Origin of the sequence: Acinetobacter sp. CE-15, assembly GCF_051059255.1 — a bacterium.
In the GTDB taxonomy this organism is placed as follows: domain Bacteria; phylum Pseudomonadota; class Gammaproteobacteria; order Pseudomonadales; family Moraxellaceae; genus Acinetobacter; species Acinetobacter guillouiae.
Window position 1 is genome coordinate 3,486,067 of record NZ_CP192737.1, and the last position, 23,849, is coordinate 3,509,915.

The 23,849-nt window shown below is 36.3% G+C and carries 18 protein-coding genes, 1 tRNA gene and 5 pseudogenes; 8 read left to right on the plus strand and 16 right to left on the minus strand.

What is annotated here, in order from left to right; genetic code table 11:
* The first annotated feature begins 118 nt into the window (after window positions 1–118).
* Window positions 119–556 carry a hypothetical protein gene (locus tag ACQ7EO_RS15970; RefSeq protein ID WP_434278001.1) on the plus strand — a complete coding sequence of 146 codons (438 nt, stop codon included), beginning with the start codon at window positions 119–121 and terminating at the stop codon, window positions 554–556.
* Window positions 557–564: 8 nt separating this feature from the next.
* On the opposite strand, the pseudogene ACQ7EO_RS15975 reads toward ACQ7EO_RS15970, so the two are convergent.
* Window positions 565–1,146, minus strand: a pseudogene (locus ACQ7EO_RS15975) (IS1595 family transposase).
* Between the two features lie 381 nt (window positions 1,147–1,527).
* Between ACQ7EO_RS15975 and ACQ7EO_RS15980 the strand changes: the two are divergent.
* Window positions 1,528–2,094 carry a helix-turn-helix domain-containing protein gene (locus ACQ7EO_RS15980; RefSeq protein WP_434278002.1) on the plus strand — a complete coding sequence of 189 codons (567 nt, stop codon included), beginning with the start codon at window positions 1,528–1,530 and terminating at the stop codon, window positions 2,092–2,094.
* Between the two features lie 23 nt (window positions 2,095–2,117).
* Here ACQ7EO_RS15980 and ACQ7EO_RS15985 read toward each other — a convergent pair whose 3' ends face one another.
* The 7 genes from ACQ7EO_RS15985 to ACQ7EO_RS16015 form a co-directional block, all read right to left on the minus strand.
* Window positions 2,118–2,354 carry a hypothetical protein gene (locus ACQ7EO_RS15985; RefSeq protein ID WP_434278003.1) on the minus strand — a complete coding sequence of 79 codons (237 nt, stop codon included), beginning with the start codon at window positions 2,352–2,354 and terminating at the stop codon, window positions 2,118–2,120.
* 123 nt (window positions 2,355–2,477) lie between these two features.
* On the minus strand, window positions 2,478–3,500 hold the full coding sequence (locus ACQ7EO_RS15990; RefSeq protein ID WP_434278005.1) for a Csu type fimbrial protein: 1,023 nt from the start codon (window positions 3,498–3,500) through the stop codon (window positions 2,478–2,480).
* Entirely contained in the window at window positions 3,497–5,995 is a 2,499-nt protein-coding gene (locus tag ACQ7EO_RS15995; RefSeq protein WP_434278007.1) for a fimbria/pilus outer membrane usher protein, read from the minus strand. The genes ACQ7EO_RS15990 and ACQ7EO_RS15995 overlap by 4 nt, the downstream gene beginning before the upstream one ends.
* Window positions 5,996–6,811: a fimbrial biogenesis chaperone gene (locus ACQ7EO_RS16000; protein ID WP_434278008.1), complete on the minus strand. Its 816-nt coding sequence runs from the start codon at window positions 6,809–6,811 to the stop codon at window positions 5,996–5,998.
* 4 nt (window positions 6,812–6,815) lie between these two features.
* The gene (locus tag ACQ7EO_RS16005; RefSeq protein ID WP_434278009.1) at window positions 6,816–7,331 is read right to left on the minus strand and encodes a Csu type fimbrial protein; all 516 of its coding nucleotides are present in this window, start codon (window positions 7,329–7,331) and stop codon (window positions 6,816–6,818) included.
* Window positions 7,332–7,342: 11 nt separating this feature from the next.
* Window positions 7,343–7,897 (minus strand): spore coat protein U domain-containing protein, encoded by a 555-nt coding sequence (locus ACQ7EO_RS16010; RefSeq protein ID WP_434278010.1) that lies wholly within the window; start codon window positions 7,895–7,897, stop codon window positions 7,343–7,345.
* 60 nt (window positions 7,898–7,957) lie between these two features.
* Complete coding sequence (locus ACQ7EO_RS16015; protein WP_434278011.1) at window positions 7,958–8,494, minus strand: Csu type fimbrial protein; 537 nt, start codon at window positions 8,492–8,494, stop codon at window positions 7,958–7,960.
* A gap of 419 nt (window positions 8,495–8,913) precedes the next feature.
* Here ACQ7EO_RS16015 and ACQ7EO_RS16020 point away from each other — a divergent pair.
* Window positions 8,914–9,048: pseudogene (locus ACQ7EO_RS16020) on the plus strand (IS5/IS1182 family transposase); the annotation flags it as partial.
* A gap of 147 nt (window positions 9,049–9,195) precedes the next feature.
* On the opposite strand, the gene ACQ7EO_RS16025 reads toward ACQ7EO_RS16020, so the two are convergent.
* Window positions 9,196–10,236 (minus strand): AraC family transcriptional regulator ligand-binding domain-containing protein, encoded by a 1,041-nt coding sequence (locus tag ACQ7EO_RS16025; protein ID WP_434278013.1) that lies wholly within the window; start codon window positions 10,234–10,236, stop codon window positions 9,196–9,198.
* Window positions 10,237–11,247: 1,011 nt separating this feature from the next.
* On the opposite strand from ACQ7EO_RS16025, the gene ACQ7EO_RS16030 reads away from it, so the two are divergent.
* Together ACQ7EO_RS16030 and ACQ7EO_RS16035 are read left to right on the plus strand one after the other, a co-directional pair.
* Window positions 11,248–12,459, plus strand: a complete 1,212-nt coding sequence (locus ACQ7EO_RS16030) for a transporter (RefSeq protein WP_434278014.1) — start codon at window positions 11,248–11,250, stop codon at window positions 12,457–12,459.
* 176 nt (window positions 12,460–12,635) lie between these two features.
* Window positions 12,636–12,936: pseudogene (locus ACQ7EO_RS16035) on the plus strand (hypothetical protein); the annotation flags it as partial.
* 66 nt (window positions 12,937–13,002) lie between these two features.
* Here the strand turns inward: ACQ7EO_RS16035 and ACQ7EO_RS16040 are convergent.
* From ACQ7EO_RS16040 to greB, 5 genes and pseudogenes are all read right to left on the minus strand, one after another.
* Window positions 13,003–14,142, minus strand: a pseudogene (locus ACQ7EO_RS16040) (alanine racemase).
* Window positions 14,143–14,275: 133 nt separating this feature from the next.
* Window positions 14,276–14,956, minus strand: a pseudogene (locus tag ACQ7EO_RS16045) (D-arabinono-1,4-lactone oxidase); the annotation flags it as partial.
* Window positions 14,957–15,007: 51 nt separating this feature from the next.
* On the minus strand, window positions 15,008–16,753 hold the full coding sequence (locus ACQ7EO_RS16050; protein ID WP_434279628.1) for a neutral/alkaline non-lysosomal ceramidase N-terminal domain-containing protein: 1,746 nt from the start codon (window positions 16,751–16,753) through the stop codon (window positions 15,008–15,010).
* Window positions 16,754–17,197: 444 nt separating this feature from the next.
* Window positions 17,198–17,287: transfer RNA gene (locus ACQ7EO_RS16055), tRNA-Ser, on the minus strand.
* Between the two features lie 111 nt (window positions 17,288–17,398).
* Window positions 17,399–17,872, minus strand: a complete 474-nt coding sequence (gene greB, locus ACQ7EO_RS16060) for a transcription elongation factor GreB (RefSeq protein ID WP_004722375.1) — start codon at window positions 17,870–17,872, stop codon at window positions 17,399–17,401.
* Between the two features lie 554 nt (window positions 17,873–18,426).
* Here greB and ACQ7EO_RS16065 point away from each other — a divergent pair.
* Complete coding sequence (locus ACQ7EO_RS16065; RefSeq protein ID WP_004722376.1) at window positions 18,427–19,536, plus strand: transglycosylase SLT domain-containing protein; 1,110 nt, start codon at window positions 18,427–18,429, stop codon at window positions 19,534–19,536.
* A gap of 83 nt (window positions 19,537–19,619) precedes the next feature.
* Here ACQ7EO_RS16065 and ACQ7EO_RS16070 read toward each other — a convergent pair whose 3' ends face one another.
* Both ACQ7EO_RS16070 and ttcA read right to left on the minus strand, forming a co-directional pair.
* Entirely contained in the window at window positions 19,620–20,003 is a 384-nt protein-coding gene (locus tag ACQ7EO_RS16070; RefSeq protein ID WP_004722377.1) for an SCP2 sterol-binding domain-containing protein, read from the minus strand.
* Window positions 20,004–20,228: 225 nt separating this feature from the next.
* The gene (gene ttcA / locus ACQ7EO_RS16075) at window positions 20,229–21,137 is read right to left on the minus strand and encodes a tRNA 2-thiocytidine(32) synthetase TtcA (protein WP_004722379.1); all 909 of its coding nucleotides are present in this window, start codon (window positions 21,135–21,137) and stop codon (window positions 20,229–20,231) included.
* A gap of 538 nt (window positions 21,138–21,675) precedes the next feature.
* Here ttcA and ACQ7EO_RS16080 point away from each other — a divergent pair.
* Window positions 21,676–22,527 (plus strand): lytic transglycosylase domain-containing protein, encoded by an 852-nt coding sequence (locus ACQ7EO_RS16080; protein WP_374759594.1) that lies wholly within the window; start codon window positions 21,676–21,678, stop codon window positions 22,525–22,527.
* A 312-nt stretch (window positions 22,528–22,839) separates the two neighbouring features.
* Window positions 22,840–23,745 (plus strand): protease HtpX, encoded by a 906-nt coding sequence (gene htpX / locus ACQ7EO_RS16085; RefSeq protein ID WP_004819720.1) that lies wholly within the window; start codon window positions 22,840–22,842, stop codon window positions 23,743–23,745.
* The last annotated feature ends 104 nt before the right edge of the window (window positions 23,746–23,849 follow it).

A 23,849-nucleotide genomic window follows, 5' to 3' on the forward strand; every position in this document is an offset into this window, starting at 1 on the left:
ATATATAGTGAGCAGTAAATTTCTCACTTATTGATAATTATCACAGAAAATAACTTATATTTAGCAATATTAAATTAAGCGTATATTAATATACGACTCTTAGGAGTAATTAAGACTTATGAAAATTTTAAAAAATATTCAAAAACAGGTAGAAATGATGTCTAATAATTTTAAATGGATTTTTTTATATGGCGGTCTTGGCTGGGGCTTATCTATGGCAACATTTATGTCTGTTCTTAGATGGATTGAATATAAATCTCCTGCATTTGGTTCTTTGCCTATATTTTTCGTAGTCTGTGTTGTATGCGGCATTGGATGGGGGTTTTTCATTAACAAATTAGATAAAGAAAAGAAAAATCTTAATATAATTTTTCCAAAGTTAATAAAATCTTTACTCTTATTAGTTTGTACTCTTTGTATTTATGGATTGGTTTTTAGGTACATTCTTGTTCCTAAAAACCTGAATAATACATTTATTAGCACATTACTTTTATTTTTACTTTTGTTACTACCTTTTTCTGCAAAAAAATTTAGGGCTATACTAGATAAGGTTTAAATTCCAGCCTAAAATCTCAAAACTTTCAATTGTTGTTTTGGGCTTACATAGTTAAATCTAAACTCGCATTCTTTCAAAAAACAAGAGAAATAATTCGTTCGGAATACCATTATATTTTCGCAGTATTTTTTTACTTGATTCCAAAATTTTCAATTCCATTAATATGATTTTTCCCATTTGCAAAGTGTGTAGAATGATTAATTCTATTATAGCAGAACCCAGCAACATCTAGAGCATTGTTGCAACTACGCTATTGATCAGTATAGACAATGTTATCTGTGCAATTTTCTTTGCAATTACAATCATTTAGGTACTAAATTTAGTGTCTGAAACAATAATAGTATAGACCTTTCTATTACCCTTTAATAATCCAAAACTATCATTTTACCCGCAGAACTACGACCACGCTTACCTTTACGAGTGCCTCCAAGATTCCTTTCATTTAATTCAATTACGCCATAAAATATTTCGAAAGCTCCTATCTCTAAATAATAAGCAATAATTTTACGAACTTTAGTAAAGAAAAGAGCAGCCGAATTATGATGAATTTCTAATAAATCAGCTGCTACTCTTGCAGCTACACCCAACACGAAAAACTTTAGAAATTCTAATTAAGTTTTCTTATTTAATTTACAATAGGTTAGCTTTATTTTCATAGATTAGCACATTACTAATCTAGTACAATCCCTAAAGAATTATGTGAATTATCTAGAAAAAGTGAATTTTCAATGAAATCCCCCCCTTTTTTTTAATTTCCCCCCTCCAGTAAATAAAATAAATATGTTTAAATAATACTAATTTTAACAGTCATAAACTCTTTTATTTTTTAAGTACTTCAAAAAGTGTACTTAAATAACAATTGAAAAAATAGATATATCTAAAATATATCTATCTATTAATTAGTAATATGATTTATTTTTTATAACATATTCTAAATTTATCTTATCTCAAGAAGCACTTATGGAGAAAAAATGTATACCTACGCGTATCTGAAAAATGAAGAATCTTCTTTTTTAAAAAATACAAATTTTAATTTTATTGAGTTAAATGGATTCACAATACTTAAAGAAAGAATCGTATTCGAAGATATTTCTGTTGAAAAAAGAATTAAATTTAAAAAGCTAATTAAACACACATTAAAAGAGAATGATTTACTAGTAATCAACAGCTTAGATTCCATGGGAACTAATTTTATTGAAATAGATAGCACTATAAATTATATTTTTAAAAAAAATATTCGCTTAATTTGCTTAGAATTCTCAAAGAAAGAAATATGTAGTAATATTAAAATTATTTTTCTACATTTTTTAAGAATTGCATCAAAATTTGAAAGAAAAAAAATAACAAGTAAAAATAAAATTATAAAAAATAAATTAGGTAGACCAGAAATTTTAAACAACAATCAAAAAAAAGAAATAATACAAAAATTCAAAAAAGGACAAAGTATTTACTCTTTAGCAAAACAGTTTTCCGTATCAAGAACCGTTATTAAAAGAATTATTTCAAATTTAGAAAGTACTGAAATAGAAAAATATTAAAAATAGTTACTCAAACTAAAAAACTATTTAAAACCTAGTTCAATAAAATAAAATTCAGAATTACAATAAAAAAAAACTTCTTTATAACAAACCCCCTTAACTTCAAAAACACCTAAACCACTTAATGATTTAATTTGAATCTTACTTATTTTTTTTGAAATACTATTTTCATCATAACATAATTGAACAACAAACTGCTTATTAGGATTGCATTTTTTCTTAGCAATTACCATTCTACATTTTCTAATATTTTCACTCATAAAATCCTCAATTAGTACATAATGACACTATAGATTTTTTATTAAACCTTTGGAATTAATTATTTATATACATTTTATAAAAATTAATTCCAATTAAATTTAAGGGGATTTATCAAAACATAATTAGAATTCCACTTGAACTGTTACGGTATCACTATATTTACCAGCAGGCAGACTCTGTGAATTCGTATCCAGAATTTTTGTTGTGAAAGCATAACCTTGCTGCGTATTGGCATTATAAATACTAGGATTTGTAGTCGCAACATCGCTCAACCACTGCTCGTTATTTTTTCCCCAACGTTCTGTGGTCGAGTTTTTATAAATTTCATAACTCATATAGTTATTACCCGTTTCAGATTTCATCGCCCGCTGATTGCCATTTTGTGGATAGAGACCATCATTCAGACTCACTTTATAAGGTGTCTTGACTGAACAACGTATTCCCATAGAAGTTTTCACTGGTGTAAAGGCATCTGCAAAGGCTGCTGTTCCAAAATTCACATCATTGGTCGCAATCCGGCAATCGGGTAAAACTTCAATACTTAAGTCGAATGTTGCATCACTACCACTTCCCCAGCTAAAAGGTATGATAGGCCAAGTTCCTCTATTGAAACCAGGACTTTCATCGTGGAGAGCCAACGCACCTGCTCCAAAATAAGCTATAGAGTAATACCATTTGACTTTAAATGATGTTTCAGCTCGGTAGATCCCAGGCGATACAGCTTGTCCTGGATTAACTCTTGCGTTAAATTGTAATGATCCACCAGACTCCTTAAAGATATTGATAAGTGAATACGTACTCATATCAACTTCCTGACCAAGAGTAATTGCTTCGTTTTTGGTATCCAAATAATTCACCGTAAGGCGTTCACCAGTGACACTATTGATATAGTTTATTGGCATCTGATCGACCCGATATTTAATATAATAGATACTTGAAAAAACCAAACCAAATCCACTACAGGATAAACCTGCACTGAATTGCGAAGATTGAACTCCACTTTCTGCCAGAGTAATTGAAGGCACTTTACCAATAGACACATTGCCACTTGAGTTAACGTTACAATCCGCATAGCTCTGAGCAGCAATTAATATCAACCCAGAGAATAATAGACCTGCGGGTATTATTTTTTTTAAAGTAATCATGGTTTAGCCACCTCACGACAAACAACCGACTTAATCACTGCAATCTGTTGTTGCGCTTGTTTTAAATCCAACGAAAAGTTTGCTTCACATACGCTCTGATCTGGTAGTTGCACTCGAATGCTATTCTCTGCACCCAGATCTTCAAGATAAGCAATCCCGTCCATCCCCACATAACTCGATTCTTGATCCGCACGATGTACCACAGCACCTACTGGAACCGCCTGCCCATTGCTTTGTACTAAGGACACATTTGCCGCATAAGACTGTTTGATTGGGAAGCCAATCACCACACCTGAACCTCGTTTTGCTGCGATCCGATTTTCAACTTGGGTTGCATTAAAGTTAGAAGGTAAATCGATCGGGTTGATGCTGTATTTAGCTGCGTAATAAGGCGTCACTGACGGTACAAAAACATAGCCCTTGGCGTTACTCCGCCCCACTAGACTGTTTTCATAATGCACGGGTACATCTGCAACTTTGTTGGTATCAATCAAAGCAAAAGATTCACCCAGTCGATTGGCAACGAAAACATTGCCTGACATCAACACCACTGAACCGGAAAGTCCAAACCAATAGTTGTAATCATTGCTACCCGACATACCGACATCGGTATTAAAATATTGGTTACGGTAGCTCACGCGTGCTTGATTGTAGTCATCGCTGTTTTCATTAAAACGTCGGCTTAAATCAACACCAACACCGCCTGCCAACGGTGCACTACGGTTATAATTGACATAACCATAATCACCACTGGATTGTTGGCTATAACCTAGACTGGCCGTGGATCTGCTCTTGGAAAATGGAACCGATAACTGAAATACTGCACTCCAATCTTTTTCCACAAAATCCCGATTGGCACTTAACGACACTGTCGCACCACGCAGATAAGACGGTAATACCGGTGCCCAAGACAGATTCATCAGTTTATTTTTAATGTCGCGGTTCTTGGTCTGGATATATGCCATCCCAAAAGTACCTGACTTATCTGTGGCAAAATAAGTATTGGCAACCAAACTCTTATGACTGTTGGCTGAGATCAAATTGCTATATTGCAAGCGCGAAAGGTCATAATAATCCTGATCGCGCTGAGTATGATTGAGACTAAATCCAAAACGCTGCTGGTTATAGCTATAGCCTAAAGTATATTGATTTCCCTTAAGATTTTGACTATTGATCCGGTTAAACTCTCGATCTGCCCGACTTTGAGTTGCCGAACCACTTAATACCCCAAACTGATTCAGCTTAAGCACTGAACCCAATCCAGCCAACTGAATTGAATCGGAGAGTTCAACTCGCCCTTCAGTCGTGAGCCAATCATTAATCCCATAACGTGCATCTGCTGAACTGGCAAATTTGCCATATGCAAAGTTCTTAATCCCATAGTCTTCTCGGATCTGCCCCATAGACACGGAATAATCCAATAAGCCCGGTTTAAGCAAAGTATTCGAAATATAAAACGGCACTGAGGTTGCCACCTGACGGCCAACACTATCTGTGGTGACAATCACCGCCTCGCCTTTACCATTAACAAACGGAACATTATTCAAAATAAAAGGACCAGATTGCACATCTGTTGAATTGGCCTTCTGCCCATTAATCAACAAATCTACAGTACTCGGTAAGGCCGCTTGTCCTTTAAACTGGGGTAAAGGATAGGTAATCAAATCTGGACGGGTACCAAAATTACGTTGTAACTGTAATCCACCTAAACGCACTGAACTTCCCCATGCGTTTTTACTTCCAGTAATTACATCACCTGCTAAAAATGAAATCACACTGACCGGATCATCATATTGCCAAGTGGTATCATAGCGACGATAACCATCACTGTTCTGATTGGATGACTCAAAATCAGTTTTGCTGTAAATTCCTGAGTTTCTCAGTACACCATAAGGGGAGAAAAAGCGTTGTTCTGTAAAGAGTGTACTGCTATAGCCACCATTCTCTGGGCGGTAGGTATAAAAGTCATAGTTATTTAATAGACCAATACCCGACTGCGCTGTTTCAGGTTGATACCAAGAATCCAAACCGCGTATCTGCACCGGCATCCAGCTGGCAGGAAGATCTAGACTAAAATACTGTTGCGCTGAATTGTACTCATACTTCAATTCGGGAATCTGATTGAGGCTGACCCAATCCAAGGCCTTGCCCGAAAAGCCTAAAGTAAATACATCTAGATCCGTCAGGTTTTTTTCTGACTGTTGCTGAAGTGCATCCGCAGGCAGCTTAATCTGTAACTCATCCAGTTTTGATTGCTGAATAAAGTAATGATCGCCTTTGACAATGAAGGGGATCACTTGTCGGGTCGAATATTGATTGATCACCAAGTCCAGATAGAGCTTAAATAAGCTATTCACTTCTGAAACATCTCGTGGTGGCGGGGGTAAACCATTTGCATAGACATTGCAGCTTAGCAATGGGATATTTGCGACCAATATCAATGTCAGGCTTTTGCATAAAAAAGAAGGGGTATGTAACCCTGATAAATAACCCATTTACCCCCCTCCTTCTTTCTTAATCTCAACCAATTCCTGTTTCACTCCTGAACTGTCAACTCCGTACAAACTGGTTTGACCACTTAGGCTGTTGAGTAACTTGTTGTCTAGATCAAACTTCATGGTGCTGTTTGCCAGCACATAACCAAAGGCAGTTTTGCCAAAAGCCATTTGCTCTGAAGTCGGGGTTAATTTAATCCCAGCAAGCCGTGAAAATTTTGAACCGGTATTTTTAATATAAAGTTCAGGTTTGCCCTGTTCATTCTTCTTGACCCACCAACTTAATATCGGTTTTGCCAAGGGGTTTTTCGTATTGGCTTTTTGTGAAACTTCAGTTAAACCACTGCCAAGTCCTTTACCATAGCTAAATAAGGGAATGGAATAACGCATCTGAAAGCTGACCGTGGATGTTTCTTTATCCGTTTCTGGATTGAGCTTAATCGGTAATTCATCGACAATAATTCGATAGGCAAGTTCCTTGGCATCAGGTACAGCAGCTGAGCGAGTTAAACGCAACATATGCTTTTCACCTGCTTTAATCTTTGCCACGGGTGGACTTGGAATAACCTCGGTTTGTTCCACATAAGCATCTTGCTGATGATTCTGATCCCATTTAAATACCCGAATCTGCACCATGGCATCAGAGTTACCAGTATTTTGTAGCCATACCGCAGTGGCTTTTTCATTTTCTTCAATTTTTGGATAGATTGGCCAGATTAAAAATGTAGCCTGTGCGAATACCGGTGAGGTCATCATCAATGCCGCTGCAATAGACAGTACTTTAAAAGGCTGTCTTATAAATTGTCTTAAATTCATAGAATCACCATGTAATCGTAATTGCGACCGTATCTTTATAAAGACCTGCGGATCGTGGTTGATTGTTATTATTCAAATCTGCAACAGCATAAACTGCAAAACCCAATACGGTGTTCAAAGTAGTGGTTGGTGTCAGTGGGTAAGTACTGCCACTGGCATATTCACCTTGCAAATTACTGTCCTGATAAAGCTGATAAGGTACAAATTCATTCTGCTGGGCATGTTTCATCCGCCGAAAGTTATTTGAAAAGTGATCACCACCATTCAACATCACCTTTACCGGTAGCCGTGCAGTACAACGAATATTCCAACTTTGTGTCGTATTTATCACAGATCCTTTTAACCGCCCCTGCATCACAGCAGGATGACGACCAAAATCAATTAACTGTTCGACATTGCTGAGTTTGCACCCATTTTCAATGGTCGCCTGCACTTTAAAACTTGCCGAAGTTACAGGATCAACAGCAAACCCACTTTGAACAATCGAAATCAGCAGAACACTTAAACCTATTTTTTTCATGATTTTGTTCTTTAAAATTCAATGGTAATTGGAATAGTGTCGGTATATTGTCCAAGCGAGACTGACCGACCATTATTAACAGTTTGCCCCATGAGATTAAGCGTTTGCGGCTGACCATTATTGGTCAAAGTAATGATTTGATTGGGCCTTAACGCTTCGCGAGCAGTTCCATATAAGATGTTGTAGGCAAGGAAATCTGTGCCATTACTGATTGCACGAAAATAATTTGCGCCAAAAGGTGCTGGTACCTTGCTGTCATGTTGCCCCGCACCAAAGGTAACTTTTATTGGGGCATTGCCAGGGCATTGAATGGTCAAACCTGAGCTAGAACTCTGACTTAAGCTGGTCTCTATCACCTGATTAAATGCAGCTGTGGTTTCTCCGAAATCCAGCTGTCCAAAATTCAAGCCATTTGTTCCGTTATTCACGGTCTCATTGTTGATCTTGCAGGATGGCTCTAATTCAAGTTGAACATTTAACTTAGCAGCCAACTGTGCTGCACTAGTGAATGATGAAATAAATCCACAAGCTACTAATCCAACGCATTGTTTAAATAACAGATGCATACGTTTCTCCTTAAAACAGGCTTGTTCAACAACAAACCTGTTCACTGTTACGTATACTGATTAGAAATTAACAGTCACCAATAAAGTGTCTTTGTAGTCACCCTGTGCTTTTGCAGTGCCGTTGTTCGCAGCGATTGCGCCAAAAATTGGAACTTCTTGAGCTACACCTGTCGCAGCAGTGAAAGTCTGAGGAGCATTAATTACATATGGATTGGTACGTGCTGCATCACGGTAAACGTTATAATTCACTAGGTCGGCAGCAGTGGTATGTTTAAGACTACGATCAGCACGTAGACCACCGTCAATGGCAACAGTAAAGTCAACAGGCGTTGTACTGTCACATTTTACGTTTAAATGGCCACTCGTCGCTGATGAAGCAACTTGAGCTGTAAGGGTATTGGTCCAAGTACCAGAAGTTTTACCGAAATCTAATGTACCAAATTGGTTCATATTTCCATTCACAGTAGAACCTTCAACAGTACAACCTGTTGAAACATTCAGCTTGACATCAACTTGACCCGTCACTGCTGCTTGTGCAGTCGCGATATAAGCCGTGCCTAGTAATCCAGTTAGTGTTAGTTTAGTAAAAATATTCATATAAATTCCCATAATTTGTATTATTCGTAAACTTTTACACAAGAAGTGTGAAAGTATTTACATAATCACAACTTAAAAAGGAACACTCAATATTTAATAAATTAAAGAACGTAAAATAGACACTTAAGTATTTATTTTTTAAATTTTTTTTTAACAATAATAGATTTAAATTATAAAATTAAATTAAATATCCAATAGGATCTATAGAATAATCCGCAAATAGAACTTTAAATAATTATTATCAAATATTTAAGAAAAAATTCACTCAGATTTTAAACCGTAAGTATTAATCTTATGCTTTTCTCTTTTACCTGTGATTAGATAAAATTCAATTTTGATTAAGGTTTTTTGATATTTACTGTATTAAAAAATAGCGAGATAGCAAAATTTTAATATCCAAACCAAACTTACTAATCGTTATGCTTCGAACAATGATGAAAGATCAAGATGGGTATAAACTAAAATCTATTTTCTGTAATTTTAAGATTTATCTCAAACAAAATTTGAGAAATTTTATTGAAACTATTTTTTCCCGTATCAGAACAGATTGCCCAGTGTTTAAGAATCAATGAGTATTCAATTTATATCATGAGTCAAATTGGTAGTATGTATTTCGCCAAGCACACTTGTGAAAATTTGATTCAATTCAATTTGAAGCGATAAAATACAGGTTGATCATAAAATATCGAGATTTATTGTCATCAATTTAGTTTGTTGGTCTGTTTATAAACTGAAGGAGCTTGTCCTGTCCAGCGTTTAAAGGCACGTCGGAACTCACGTAACTCACTAAAACCCAGTTTTAGACTAATCTCACTCATGGATAGGTTTTGTTCAAGTAATCGCTTTGCTTTGTGCTCCAAGACATTTTGCCGAATTTTTTGAAAAGTCAAACCTTCTGATAATAATTGTCGTCTTAAATGACGTTCGCTGATGCATAGATGCTCTGCAGCTTGCTGTATCTTGAAATGTTCAGGTAGATGCTGTTCAATCAAATGTTCAAGTAAATACAGATAGCTGATTTGATTGAGCTGGTCAATTTCTTTTAAAGTCCGTTCACAGATCTGGATGGCAGTTGCGTAATTAGTGGCGCTGTAATTTTTTAAGCTGCGATGCAATATGTTTTGTTTAAAACTAATGATATTTTTATCACTGTTGAATTGAATTGGGCAGCCAAAGGTATAATAATATTGTTCTTGATATTCACTTGGAAAATAGCTGAGCTCAAGACTGACCACATCATTATGATCACCTAACATCACGTCTAAACAAGTTATTGTACTGCTAAAAAACTCATCATAGAAAAAGGCTTGTAGTTCATTACAGGGAAAGCGTTCAGTTATTTCACATTTAAAAAGATCATCTTGGATGGCATACTTTACATTCAGTACACTCCCAGAAATCCGATGATAGCGCAGTACGATGTCTAAAGCATCTGCAAAAATCTTACAAGACTGCATTGCAAAACCCAGAATGCCCATTCCGATTAACCCCTCGCTTCTACCAAGTTTTAAACCGAGATCGGGTACTTGATAGGAGATAATGGCCTGAGATAAAACATTACAGATTTGATTAAAATGAACAATACTTTGAGCTTGTTGTATTTGTTCAATGTCTAAACCTGAATCATGAAACCATGCTGCATAATCCCACCGCTGCCGCTCTGCATAATGGATAAGGCTAGTCAGAATAGTTGGTGGAATAAATTGTTGTTGGTCGTATTTATCACTGCTACGTGTAGGCATAAGTCTGTTTCCCCCTCCTTAAAGAAAATTCTATAACCCTGTTTGGTATCGCATAATTTTGATTAAATTACAATATACTTTAAGGCCGTTAGAAAATTTTGAAAAGGATGTTTAAATGTATCAGGTAGGTTGGGATAAATAGAAAATCAAAATTAAGCCGAAAGGCTATGCCATATTTTATTGAAATTTTCATAATTGAATTAAAAACACTGCAATTGGAACTATGTCTACGTTATGAATTACAAAATTTCTCAATTTATCCGACCTTTCTACAATTTAAATCAGATGGTATAAGACGAATATATAGTTTCAATGTATGCCAATGAAAAATATGACATAAAACTGTGCTAGCAGTTTTAGTAGATAGAAATGCACATTTGATTGTTCCACTAAAGAAGAAGGAAAAACTATGGAAAGATATTTAAATAAGTTTGAATGAAATAAGCTAATTCTTTTCTGATTTTTTCAATCAAAATTTTGTTTTATATCAGTTTTTATCAAAACGATTACTTTGTGAAAACCAATACACAACTACAAGACATTTCAATCCTTTGTCCGTAATAGCATTCAGATGGATATCAAAATTCATCATGGCTTTGCCAGTTGAGACATTATCTTTGTCACAGATGAAGTTGAAGCCAATCTGATTATTATGGGTGCACATAATCGCTCAAACGTAAAGTGTTTATTACTCAATTGTTTGGCGTGTGCCGTACTAACAGAATCTCATATTATTGCATTCATTTAAAATGCAACTGATTATTTTAATTAATAAATAGAACTTCTCTGTGCAAGTTCCGTTTATTTTCTACAATCTCCTATCTGGCCGTATATCCCCCCATCTCGATCATATGCAACCCTATTTCATTATTTTAAAAGATGCTTAACTAAACACTTGGCATTCATTTCCGAATCAAAATAGTGGGTAGGATTTGTTTACTATCGTTAGAAAAATTGACCGTCAATAAAAAGATCAGATTTAAAAATGATACAGTTTCAAGGATGATAAATATGAAACCCAAACTAATGGTGATGGCCCTCTATGGGATGTGTATAAGTACATTGAACCACGCAGCAGCACTTGAACAATCAGGACAATCCATTCAACCTTTTCTGGAAAAGGGCAATTATGTAGAGGTCAGTGCCACAGCTGTTGATGCTGACATTTCAGGCAAAATTAGTAATCGCCCAGAACTGGTCAATGATCCGCAGAATCTTAACTCAGGTAATATGATTAATAGCGCGCAATATTATAGTGCAGCATTCAAACTACAGCTAACTGATCGAATCAGCTTTGGTCTGCTCTATGACCAGCCTTTTGGTGCAGATATTACCTATCCAATGCAGTCCAATAACACATTTTCGGATAATAAACTTACTCAGCAAGGGACATCCGCCAATGTCGATACCGAAAGTATTAGCATGATTTTGGGTATAAATCCTTTTAGCAATTTTCAGCTTTATGGTGGTACAGTTTATCAATCAATCAAAGGCGATGTCTCACTTCGAGGTAATGCCTACGATAAATTGAATGGCTATGATGCCAAATTTAAAGCCGATCATGCTGTTGGTTGGCTGGCAGGTCTGAGTTATCAAATTCCAGATATCGCCTTAAAAACAACCCTTACCTATCGTTCTACAATCGACCATGACACACAGGCAACTGAGACCATGTTTGGCCAACCCTTAGAAGTCACTACGTCAAGTAAAACCAGAATTTCTACACCACAATCAGTGAATGTTGATTTTCAAACAGGTGTTTATAAAAACACATTGCTTTATACCAATCTACGTTGGGTAAACTGGAAAGATTTTCATATTCGACCTACTCAATTTGGTGCAGTGACCGAATATCTAACTGGCTTGAGAAGCAAAGGAAGATATACTGATGGTTTTGATCTAGACAGTTATCAAAAAGATCAATGGACAGTAAATGTCGGACTTGGACATCGATTTACTAAAAAATGGCGTGCATCCACTGAAGTAAGTTGGGATTCAGGTACAGGCGACCCAATTTTAAATCCAAGTAAAGGTTATTGGGGCATTGGCTTAGGTGTCCAGTTTAATCCTGCCCATAACTATTTTATTGCAGGTGGTGTTAAATATTTCTGGTTAGGTGATGCGGTTGCTAAAGAAAGCAAGCACTACACTCCAACACTGCCAGGAAGTTTTGAAAATAACAATGTTATCGGTTATGGTTTGAAAATGGGCTATCATTTTTAGTTACTAAATCTCATCAAGCCAAGTAGAAGCATGATCAACTTTAAACTCTGTAACTACTTGGCTATTTTCTGGCATCCAATCAACGGATTAGAATCTTAGTAGCCTATTCTGATAAAGACTGTAACCTCTAGGATAATGCAATGAAAAAAACTTGCCTTTTCTATATTTAACTTACCTTTTCTTTTACGGTTTTTGCTAATTCAACTAATCCCAATGTAAACGTGAATATTTTTATTGGCACTTTAAACATTCAGAATGAGAATACCATTTTAATGCAATGTGATATTACTCAAACTGAATATGTTTTGAAAAATGCGGACGATTATAAAAAAGCCGTATTAGGTTTTCTATCCAAAGCCACAAAACTAAAGTAATCCATTTATGCACAAGTGATTGCCACTTATAAAAGTGAATAAAGACATCAATATTCTATTGGTCGATTCCATTGTAAATCTGACCGAAGCTAAAAGCTGTCATGACCGATTTATTTTAAAGATCCAACATGGCAGGCTTTTAGATCGAATATTGATGAGCAAAGCTCGATCACTCATTAAAAGTATACCATGTCTCAAAAGCATGTTTGCTATAAAGCTTTAAGTTGGAAAACTGGGCAATAATTGCTTCGCTCTGTTTCGGTTTTTTTAAACACAAAATCATCGACCTGAATATCAAAATCCTTCGGCACATTGACCAATTCCTGATTACTGCTACGCCCATACAATGCATGAGTATGCGCTTGATCTGGGTAGACATAATCAGCCAGCCAATAGCTACCATAAATAAACATCGCCTTACTTTATGTGGTAATTTATTTAATAAAGACATAGATACAAGCTAAGTAAAAGGTAGTATTTTTAATTCAGACGCAACAATTTATAACGCAGGTTGTAATGCCCTTAAAAAATCACTTGTTTTTAATAACATTGAACCAAAGGACAAATCATTGCAGACACTTTCAGTCGTATGAAAGCTAAAGGTTGAACGACCACCTCCATTAAAACAAATCTCATCATGTCACTACGTTGGGAACTGTTTTTGAATCAATTGTTGATAATGAGCATAAGTCTGCTGTGAGCTGTGATAAGCCAACTCAGGCTTTTTAATGATGGCTGGGATATTGGTGACATGTGCATCATAGCCCATCAAACTTGAGAGTTTTAAATACTGCGGGTACTGTTAAGTCAGTTTTAAAATTTCGAACAGTTGTTGTGTAGACTCTACTCCCACCACGATGAAACCCAACATCAATCTCAATATTCACATCCAAACAAAGAGAATATAGCCGAGCAATGTCAAAATATTGCTGTAAACGTTACTTGCTATAAATCAACCACTGAATTTTGGCATTTGACCATTCTGTATGCTAATCAAAAAAATGACGTACTGCCAGGGCAGGCATTGGTTTGCCCAACAAAATATCAGCTTAGGCAAAATTTCTAAGATCGAAATAATATGCAGTTGATGAAACACCATAAAGCGTTTCGTATTGATCTATTCAGATAATAGCTTGAGTAAATCTAAACTCGCTAAAGACTTCAGCACCAACCGTGCTTTTAAATGTTTGGCGTGAGTAAGATGAATCTGAACATGCTGAATATTTTATTTTACGGCCGCTTCATCAAAAATCAGTTGCGGGTTCGCAATCCTCTGTTTTTTTAGATCGAGATTTAGGATCCAACATATTTATACCTTTTTATTTAATCGTAACCCTAAAATTGTTTGATACAGAAAAGTCTTATCGATTAAGCTTATTTTCCCTAAAATAACTTTTCCAGATTGGATCAAGTTTCAGATGCAAAGCCATAAAACAATCTCACTTTGGATATAAAGTCCAAAGCTGTGTGTCGGTGATTTGATACATGCTTCCCCAATGCGGACGCCCCAATATTTCTGCAAGATTGGCTTAACCACATCAAAAATCAATCGTAGTTTCTGGCTATGATATTGATGCACTGAAATCGAAATTGAATCTTGCAGATAAAAAAGAACTAAGCCAAATATCTTCACCTTTGAAAAACCAAAATTTGAACAGAAAAAGTGGCAACGTTATAGTCTCTTAATACTTGTAACATTTCATCTAAGCATTCAATTCCACGATCAACAGGAATTTGATATTCCATTTTATTGAACTTGTTATTACGCGGCATTGGAAATATTTTACACGACTAAGCCTCATAGGCCGTTGGTTTTACAAAGATGCTTAAAAGCTTCTGTAAACAAGGATTCAGCGAGGGAAAGGTTTTGGTCAGTTCAGAACATAAGCTCAGTAAAGTATAATCTAATGAAAAATTCCTTTACGTGGCAAAATCTCTTCATCATTCTCATCCAAGCTTTTCATTATTAACTGCTTTTCATAGGAAAAGGCAAAACATTCGACATATCAATGCTGATGTTTCGATTATTGAAAATTCTGCATCATATGCTCTACAGAACACAATTCAATATGTTCTGTGAGCTTAAGCTTATAGTGAGGGTAATTCTGCTTAATGATCTTTGTTTTTAGAAGCCTGTCCAATTCGACCAAATGCCTCCTTGCTGATTATGTATATTACCTTCTTCCTTGGCTGGTAGCAGTTTTTAAGTTGCCATGATTGGTTCGTTTTGAGAGTTCCTCTTCTGAAATTTGCTGTGGACGTGTCGTTTGATCGTAATGACGTTTATTTTTTTCTAACAGCAATTGTTCTGTTAAACCCCGAAATTTACTTTGACAAGCTGCCAGTGTCCATTGGCCAAATAAGGTATGTCCACCTTCATAGGCTTGCTCTTGGTATTCTTCATAGGTCGTAACGTAGCCCATATAATCATTGCAGTACGATGCTAACCAAACTCTTTCCATGGATGTTTGTGCAACAAGAGTTTCTTTAACTGTATCGGCTATACGCTGCCCGGCGATGGTAGTAAACTCTCCTGGACAACAGACCAATGCTAACGAACCTAATCGTATTATCTGCAAGGGAACCATACTTGGAACTAAAAGACTATTCTGAATCGCCCCTGCTTTAACTTGTCGGTTCATTTCTGCAATTGTTGGATCAAGAATACTCGGTGGAAAATCAATCGGTTTACCTAAAATCTTTTTGGTACCCGCTTCCAGTAATATCTGTTTCGGCCCTTGAGATGCATATAACCTTTGATATTCTCTAAAGTCAGTTGCTTGGGGATACTTTGTTTTTTGTTTACGAAATTGATCAGCTAAAAATTTTATCCCCATAATTAATGGTTTCGGTAAACCTAAACCATCAACAGGAGTACCTGCAAAAAAAGCTGTACCGTGACAGGGTTTACTGGTCTTAGCATTCTTTTGGCCATAAGCAAACTCATCTGGAATTTCAATATTGCTAAGGTCTACATAGGAAAAAACAGCATCTATCTTACCTTCAACTTTTTTCAGATTTTTAGAGATATTCTCTTGTAAGGTCATCAAAGCCAGTTCACTTTGATAACGCCCATTTTGTTGAGCATATTGATATTCCTGCTCACCTTTAATCTTATTGCGAATCTTAAGCTGGTCTTTACCATGAAAATGTGGTGACACATCCCCTGCAGTTGCTTGGGCAAAAATCGTAATCGGATTTTGAACCCCTTGCTCGATTAAAGCCTGCTCTGAACATGCAGCGGCATAACCTTTGTTATCCCCATCATATGCTTTTAAGGAATTTCCCAAACACGTCGCATGTACCCCAAATAAGGAAATAAAGGACTGTAGTTTTTGATCACGATAGAAACCTATCAGCTGCATTTCTCGGTTCAAGGCTAAATGCGTTTCAGCTTCCGTACGTGGCTGAATCTCCGGATTACGATTGTAGGCTTTAATTGAACGATTCCATGCCACGGCTGTATTCTCTGAAAAATGTTGACTCCCCAATAAAATCTCGGTGTCTTTTTCAGATGCAACTGCATTTTTTATGCTAAGTATAATTGCCTCTACTATTGCATTGAAATGCTCAGGTACAAAACCAGGTGTTGGCATATTATATAAAGCCTCATAACCACAACCACCAGGCCCAGAATGAGTATGGGTTGCCATTAAGACCAATTTATTTTCATCAAATTGTGAATCTAGGATTTGTGTTAATCGCTCTACCGTTTGGCTTCGTATGGCATGTGTAATACAACCTAAATCCAGACAACAGATCAGGAGTCGGTTATAGTGCTGATCGACAATACTCACGCTACGTGCATATAAAGCCGTTCTTTGTTCATAAGCCCGATGTGACCATTTCCCATAACCAAACATGGCATAGCCTTTCGGCTTAATTTTGATTTGCTGTTTATCCCAACCTACCTGATACATTTGCATATCCTTTTCCAAATTTTCTAACTGCCTTACAGCATGTTGAAACTTAATCAGAATTATGTGATACCAAACAGGGTCGAAAACTTTTCTTTTGGGGGGTAAAACGGACTTATGCCTACATGCGGCAGTGATAAATACAACCAACAATGTGCTCTACCAATTACTCTGGCTAGTCTTACCCATTATGCTGAGCAACTGAGGTATCCTTATAACACTTGTTTTATGCAGTCCAAACCAATCCAACATAAATTTATTTCTAAGTATCAATTATATACTAGTCGGTTCTGTAAGCGCTCAACTTAAACTCAATTTATCAATTATCTAAAGTAGCCTGAATAATTCTTATTTTGATTATTCCAATCCAAAATTTATATAGGAGACGTGAAATAAAATCAAAGCAAAAAAAAGACCCTTAACAATTTAAGGGTCTTTTTAAATATTTGGCGGAAGCGGTGAGATTCGAACTCACGGAGGACTCACACCCTCGTCGGTTTTCAAGACCGGTGCATTAAACCGCTCTGCCACGCTTCCAATGGCGGCTATCATATAAATAAAATTGCAACTTGGCAAATCTTTTTCAGTATTTCTTCAATCAAATGTACAAAATAAAGTCAAATCTCGCTAATTTGATGAATATTCAAACTATTCATAACGAATTGAATTGATATACCAACGTTTTTTACCTGATGGTGTATCCACTTCTGCCTCATCATCGACTTGTTTAGACAGTAAAGCTCTTGCCATCGGTGAATCAATTGAGACATGTTGCGGATGATGATCATAAATTTCATCTACTCCGACCAGACGTATGGTTTTTTGTTCGCCTTCGTCATTTTCTATTTCAACCCAAGCACCAAAATACACTTTACCTGCTTGTTCTGGAGAAAAATCGATAATTCGTAATTCTTCTAAACGCTTCCCTAAATAACGTACACGACGATCGATTTTTCGAAGTAGCTGCTTATTATACTGGTAATCAGCATTTTCAGAACGGTCACCCAGACTGGCAGCCCATGTCACTTTCTTGGTAATTTCAGGTCGTTCTTCGCGCCAGAGATGTTGTAACTCTGCAACCAACAGATCATGCCCGGAACGGGTAATTAAATTAGATTTCATGATTTAAAACCATTTAAAATACATATGCACTTGATACTTATTTTTTAAAAAATGTTGCTACAGTCTACAGCCAATAGCGTAAACATGTCAGCTCAAAAATAGCGCATTTTAAGTTTTAAAAAGCAATAAAATCGTTTTTTTCCTATTTAAATTCAGACAGAAAATTCAATCAGAAAACCTTTTAAAAGTGGTAATTCTTAACTTACATTTGGAACATTTGCTTACAGTTTTTGGCAGCGTATTTCAGTTTTAAAATTCCTGCAATTTTTAAAAAAATATTTCTTTAAAAATCATTATCTTAAATATTTTAAATTGATCATTTTTCATACAAAGTTTGACAGATCTAAAAACCGCCTATATTATGCGCACATGTTTTATGAGTTTATTTTTTTAATTTTGTAGTTTTTCTGCAAAATCTTTCTATCCCACATGTCATTTTTTGAATGACGTTCATGACTGCCCACCCTTATTGAATTTACCAACTATAAGAAGTTTTTAAGCGTTTTTGTGCTTATTACTTTTTAGGGCAATAAATTACTTGTAGCGGAGACAACATGCACAGTAGTTCAACCTCTGGGTCGAGGCTTAGCCTTAACTCATTTTTTCGTGCGCTGCCAATCAAAACTTTAGTTTTATCCACTGCATTAATTCCTTTTAGTATTAATGCGAGTAAGAACAATCAATACAATGCTGTAGTTAATTCGAGTAAATTGACTGTAGTTGCGGTTTCCAATCCAAGCATCGTGTTTAAGGATGGAGACTATAAGCATGGCTTCGGCTATGACTTAGCCCATAACTATGCTGAAAGTTTAAACGTTAAACTTGAGCTTAAAACTGTTTCTGACAATGCAACAGCATTGAAAATGGTTGCTCAAGGTAAGGCGAATTTTGCGATTACCACCGCAAATATGCAAAGCATCGAAGCAGAACGCTTAACCTCATTTTCAGCAAGCTGTGGTGATTTCAACAGTTTAAAAAGTAATGGTTTAAACCCAGAATTAAATTGGGTATTTAAACAAGCTGAAGATCCATTAACAGCAACTGCAAGTGGTTTCATTTGCCAAAGCAAACAAAATGGTTCAACTCAGCAACTTGCCTCATTTTATAATCGTAATGTCGTTAAGAAAGACGATTGGAACGTGATTCAACGTGACCTAAGTTCTCGTCTACCGATTTATAAAGCCAGCTTTAAGCGCTCTGCGCAGCAATATGGCTTAGATTGGCACCTGCTTGCTGCAATTGGTTATCAAGAATCATATTTAAAACCAGACTCTGTTTCTCCCACAGGTGTCCGTGGTTTGATGATGTTGACCAATACTACAGCTAAAGAAATGGGTGTCAGTAATCGTAGTGATCCCGCTCAGAGTATCCAAGGCGGCGCAAAATATTTTGATATGATGTTGAGTCGTTATTCTTATATTCGTAATCCAGATCGTCATTGGTATGCTTTGGTTGCATACAATATGGGGCCTGGTGCAGTTGAAGGTATTCAAAAGCGCATCAAAGCACAAGGTAAAGATCCCAATGACTGGATGAATCTTTATAATTATTTGACACGTAATCAAGCAAGTAATGGTCGTTATAAGCAAGCTGTACAGTATGTCACACGTATTCGGGCTTATTTAGAACACATTAAAACCACACCTCGATTACTAGAAATTTAATCTGTATTTTAAATCGATTGGATCTGTAAAAATCAGGCAATAAAAAAGCTTACTCTCGGGTAAGCTTTTTTATTGTAAAAAGATTAAGCAGTTTGCTCTAATACTTTCTTAAATAAATCTTTTTGCTCTTGGCTTGGCTTGGCTGTTTGTAAAGCCATCAATTGAGACATATCACCTTGAACTTTGATTTTGCCTGTCATAAATGCTTGCATTGCAGCAGCCATATCAAATTCTAAGAATACTTTACGAAGTGTTTCAGCATCCATGTTCAACGTTGTTTTCGCATTTGCAGAACTACCTTTGACGATTTTTCCGCCGTCTAAAGCAAGCTCTGTGTTGCCATCTGCATCTGCAACAACCAAATTAATTGCTAAACCTGAAAGTGCTGGTGGTAAGTTTAAATCACCTGCTTCAGCAGTTAATTTTTCAACATTTGCAAACCAATCATCAGTTAAAAATGCAGGCATGTTCATTCCTCAAATTATTTATTCAATTTATTGTGTTATCTATCCAGACAACATCAGGTTGAAGCAGTTTTGCTTGCCCAATGTTATAGCATGATAATTTCAATTTGGGCTAAAGTTTTTTGTACGGACTGTTCATGTTTTATCGATTTTATCGGTTTATTTTTTTAAATCAGGCACTCATCTCAATATGAATGCCCGATTCGTTCATTTAATTGGCAAAAAAGATCAATCTGCTGCAAAACTAAGATTTACAACATCTAAACGCTTTTTCATTTCTTCCGTATCACATTTCATATCGAATTCGCGTTCTTCATCCAATTTTTCAAAATCAAATAAATCACGGTCAGCTAATTGTGATGGTGAAACATTCTGTAATGCACCAAAAATACTGTGCAAACGTTTTGGATATTGTTTATCCCAACCACGTAGCATGTCGTTTAACATGGCACGTTGTAAGTTTTCCTGAGAACCACATAAGTTACATGGAATAATCGGGAATTTACGAATTTCAGCATATTTGATGATGTCTTTTTCTTCAACATAAGCCAAAGGACGAATCAAAATGTTCTTTTTATCCGAAGACAATAATTTTGGCGGCATCGCTTTTAAGCTACCACCATGGAATAGATTTAAGAAGAACGTTGCAATGATATCATCGCGATGATGACCCAATGCCACTTTGGTCGCACCAATCTCTTGCGCAAAACCGTAGAGTGAACCACGGCGTAAACGTGAACACACTGCACAGTAAGTTTTCCCTTCAGGTGTCAAACGCTTGGTGATGCTATAGGTGTCTTTTTCCAAAATATAATAAGGAATATTGTTTTCTTCCAAATATTTCGGTAACACATCTTCAGGAAAACCAGGTTGCTTTTGATCCAAGTTCACTGCGACAACATCAAAGTTGATCGGTGCAATACGTTTAAATTGCAACAAAATATCAAGCAAGGTGTAACTGTCTTTCCCACCAGAAACACAGACCATTACCTTATCGCCTTCCTCAATCATTTTAAAGTCACGAATTGCATGGCCGACTTGACGACGAAGTTTTTTCAAAAGACGATAATAAGCTGAACTTGTTGGAAGCTCTGGTTTAAAATTAAATCCTTGTTCGGACTCAACTGGCGAGTACATAGACGAGATAAACCCATAAAAAAATACTGGGCAATTTTATCTGATTTGAACGTTAACCGCATCTAAAGATTTTTTTATTTTGCATCAATTTTTATCTGGTCATCTTCCTGTCGTATTTCCACATTTAAAATAGACGGCTCAGTTCATTTTTTAGCCGAAGTGCTTATCTTTTGGACTTTTCCACAGTTTTCCACAAAACCTGTGGATAAAATTGTGGATTGTTTGGGGCTTGACAAAGTTTTCTCACGCAATGATGGGCATTCTCTTTAGATTGATCATTTTTTAACCATTATATTTTATATATATTTTTCAATTGTTTAGCATAGTCAATAAATATATTTTAAAAAAAATATAAAATTTTTTTTGATTAATATGCCAACAAATAGCACTTGCTTTTTCGCGATTGTATTGTTAAAACTCAATTCATAGTTTTTCTTGTTCAATAACTTTGTTAAACTCCCAAAAATTGGGGAAATATTTTAATTACTACAAAATGAAAAAATTAATTACGGGTTCGCTAGTATCTATTTTAGGGTGTATGAGCTTTGCTTCATTTACATCGCAAACGTTTGCAGGGCAAATTTATTTCTACAAAGACCAAAATGGGACAACCTTACTAACCAATCGCAAAAATTCGGATCGTTCACTGCAAAAAGTCAAAGTGACTTATTATAAAGACAGTAATATTCACAGTTATAGCAACTGGGGCAGCTCAGAATCCGCAGTACTGCCAAGTTATAGTAAAAGTAAAAACTCTTTTGACAGTATTATCCGCCAAGCTGCGCAGACGCATGGTGTGTCTGAAGGCTTAATCAAAGCAGTAATGCATACTGAGTCTGGCTTTAATACCAATGCCCGTTCGCCTGTCGGTGCACAAGGCTTAATGCAACTGATGCCTGCAACGGCTCGTCGCTTCAATGTGTCCAATTCTTATGATCCACAGCAAAATATTTTTGGTGGTGCCAAATATCTCAGTTGGTTAATGAAACGCTTTAATGGCAATACCAGTTTAGCTTTAGCGGCTTATAATGCGGGTGAAGGGAATGTCGATAAATACGGCGGTATTCCTCCCTTTCGTGAAACCCAAGACTATGTCAAACGTGTCACCAGTCGTTTAAACAACCTATATGCTGGTGGTTTAAATTTATCTGCAAATAATATTGGCACTTCAACCAGTACTGGACAAATCATTGCCCAATCAAATCAAAATGATTTCTCCAATCAAGTCGAGCCGACACCACAAATCAGCAACAGTTCAAATATTCAACCCGTAAAATATAGTTCTCGTCCAATTATTATTGCTTCTGATGGGACCTACACCGATGCTCCTGCGGGTTCTTATTCAACAGCACATGCCAGTGCGACAGCACAAATCACCATTGGCAACTAATCACTTAAGCGCTTAATATCCCCCAAATTATGTTGCTAAAATAGAAAATAATGCACTTAATTTGTGCAATTACATATTTTCAACAAATTGCTGAAAAAAATAATGTTTTCTCTAATACAGAGAATCTTTTTTTAACTTGCCTATTTTTTTAAATAAATTGCTTATCCACTATCCATTTCATTTGAATTTGTTATTTTTTGCCCGCTAGATTTTTCCCATTATTCTTGAATTTTAATCATCTAAACCTCATATTGAATTTCATGATTTATTTAATACGTCATATTATTTATTATTTATAAGAGGATTCTCTCCATGATGCGGATTGGTTTGTTTTTGCTAACCAACCTCGCGGTACTGGTTGTAGCTGGCATTATCCTATCATTATTAGGTGTTGGTAGTTACTACGGCGCTGGCGGTCTTAAATTAGGCAACCTGATGGTCATCTGTTTAGTGTTTGGTATGGTAGGTTCTTTAATCTCCCTATTTATGTCCAAATGGATGGCGCTAAAAACCACAGGCACTGAATTAATCGACCCGAATGCTCCTCGTAACCAAGCCGAAGTTTGGTTATTACAAGAGGTTGCTCAACTTTCACAACGTGCTGGTATTCAAATGCCAGATGTTGGTATTTTCCCATCTTATCAATCCAATGCATTTGCTACAGGTTGGAACAAAAACGATGCGCTGGTATCGGTTTCAACAGGTTTGCTCGAACGCATGAACAAAGATGAATTGCGTGCCGTACTTGCGCATGAGATTGGTCACGTTGCCAATGGTGACATGGTCACATTATCCCTTATTCAAGGTGTAGTGAACGCCTTTGTAATGTTCTTTGCCCGTGTGGTTGGTGATTTTATTGACCGTAATGTCTTTGGTCGTCAAGATGGTGAAGCGCCTGGATTGGCTTATTTTGCAATTACCATCGTGCTTGATATCGTCTTCGGTATATTGGCTTCGGCAATCGTAATGTGGTTCTCTCGCTATCGTGAATACCGTGCAGATGAAGCTGGTGCTCAACTTGCAGGTAAAGAAGCCATGATTTCCGCTTTATTGCGTCTACAAGCTGAATCTGAAATGCCAGATCAAATGCCGAAAGAAATGAAAGCTTTTGCGATCGCAGAAGGTAAAGAGCAAGGTTTTAGTTTGGCTGCTTTATTCCAAACTCACCCAAGCATCGAGCAACGTGTTGCCGCTTTACGTCAACTTAATTTGCCTTAATCTATACATGCTCGCTCAATCGTAGTGATCATTAGAAAAACAAAGCCTCCAATATGGAGGCTTTGTTTATGGGTACATCATATTTTTAATTTTTGCTTGTTCGA

What these genes read in the sequence shown, in the direction of transcription:
- ttcA (WP_004722379.1), bottom strand. Translation starts at nt 21,137, where the DNA reads ATGTACTCGCCAGTTGAGTCCGAACAAGGATTTAATTTTAAACCAGAG.
- ACQ7EO_RS16010 (WP_434278010.1), bottom strand. Translation starts at nt 7,897, where the DNA reads ATGCATCTGTTATTTAAACAATGCGTTGGATTAGTAGCTTGTGGATTT.
- ACQ7EO_RS16050 (WP_434279628.1), bottom strand. Translation starts at nt 16,753, where the DNA reads ATGTATCAGGTAGGTTGGGATAAACAGCAAATCAAAATTAAGCCGAAA.
- ACQ7EO_RS16030 (WP_434278014.1), top strand. Translation starts at nt 11,248, where the DNA reads ATGAAACCCAAACTAATGGTGATGGCCCTCTATGGGATGTGTATAAGT.
- ACQ7EO_RS16065 (WP_004722376.1), top strand. Translation starts at nt 18,427, where the DNA reads ATGCACAGTAGTTCAACCTCTGGGTCGAGGCTTAGCCTTAACTCATTT.
- ACQ7EO_RS15985 (WP_434278003.1), bottom strand. Translation starts at nt 2,354, where the DNA reads ATGAGTGAAAATATTAGAAAATGTAGAATGGTAATTGCTAAGAAAAAA.
- ACQ7EO_RS15980 (WP_434278002.1), top strand. Translation starts at nt 1,528, where the DNA reads ATGTATACCTACGCGTATCTGAAAAATGAAGAATCTTCTTTTTTAAAA.
- ACQ7EO_RS16080 (WP_374759594.1), top strand. Translation starts at nt 21,676, where the DNA reads ATGAGCTTTGCTTCATTTACATCGCAAACGTTTGCAGGGCAAATTTAT.
- ACQ7EO_RS15970 (WP_434278001.1), top strand. Translation starts at nt 119, where the DNA reads ATGAAAATTTTAAAAAATATTCAAAAACAGGTAGAAATGATGTCTAAT.
- ACQ7EO_RS16005 (WP_434278009.1), bottom strand. Translation starts at nt 7,331, where the DNA reads ATGAAAAAAATAGGTTTAAGTGTTCTGCTGATTTCGATTGTTCAAAGT.
- ACQ7EO_RS16025 (WP_434278013.1), bottom strand. Translation starts at nt 10,236, where the DNA reads ATGCCTACACGTAGCAGTGATAAATACGACCAACAACAATTTATTCCA.
- ACQ7EO_RS16070 (WP_004722377.1), bottom strand. Translation starts at nt 20,003, where the DNA reads ATGCCTGCATTTTTAACTGATGATTGGTTTGCAAATGTTGAAAAATTA.
- htpX (WP_004819720.1), top strand. Translation starts at nt 22,840, where the DNA reads ATGATGCGGATTGGTTTGTTTTTGCTAACCAACCTCGCGGTACTGGTT.
- ACQ7EO_RS15990 (WP_434278005.1), bottom strand. Translation starts at nt 3,500, where the DNA reads ATGATTACTTTAAAAAAAATAATACCCGCAGGTCTATTATTCTCTGGG.
- ACQ7EO_RS16000 (WP_434278008.1), bottom strand. Translation starts at nt 6,811, where the DNA reads ATGAATTTAAGACAATTTATAAGACAGCCTTTTAAAGTACTGTCTATT.
- greB (WP_004722375.1), bottom strand. Translation starts at nt 17,872, where the DNA reads ATGAAATCTAATTTAATTACCCGTTCCGGGCATGATCTGTTGGTTGCA.
- ACQ7EO_RS16015 (WP_434278011.1), bottom strand. Translation starts at nt 8,494, where the DNA reads ATGAATATTTTTACTAAACTAACACTAACTGGATTACTAGGCACGGCT.
- ACQ7EO_RS15995 (WP_434278007.1), bottom strand. Translation starts at nt 5,995, where the DNA reads ATGGGTTATTTATCAGGGTTACATACCCCTTCTTTTTTATGCAAAAGC.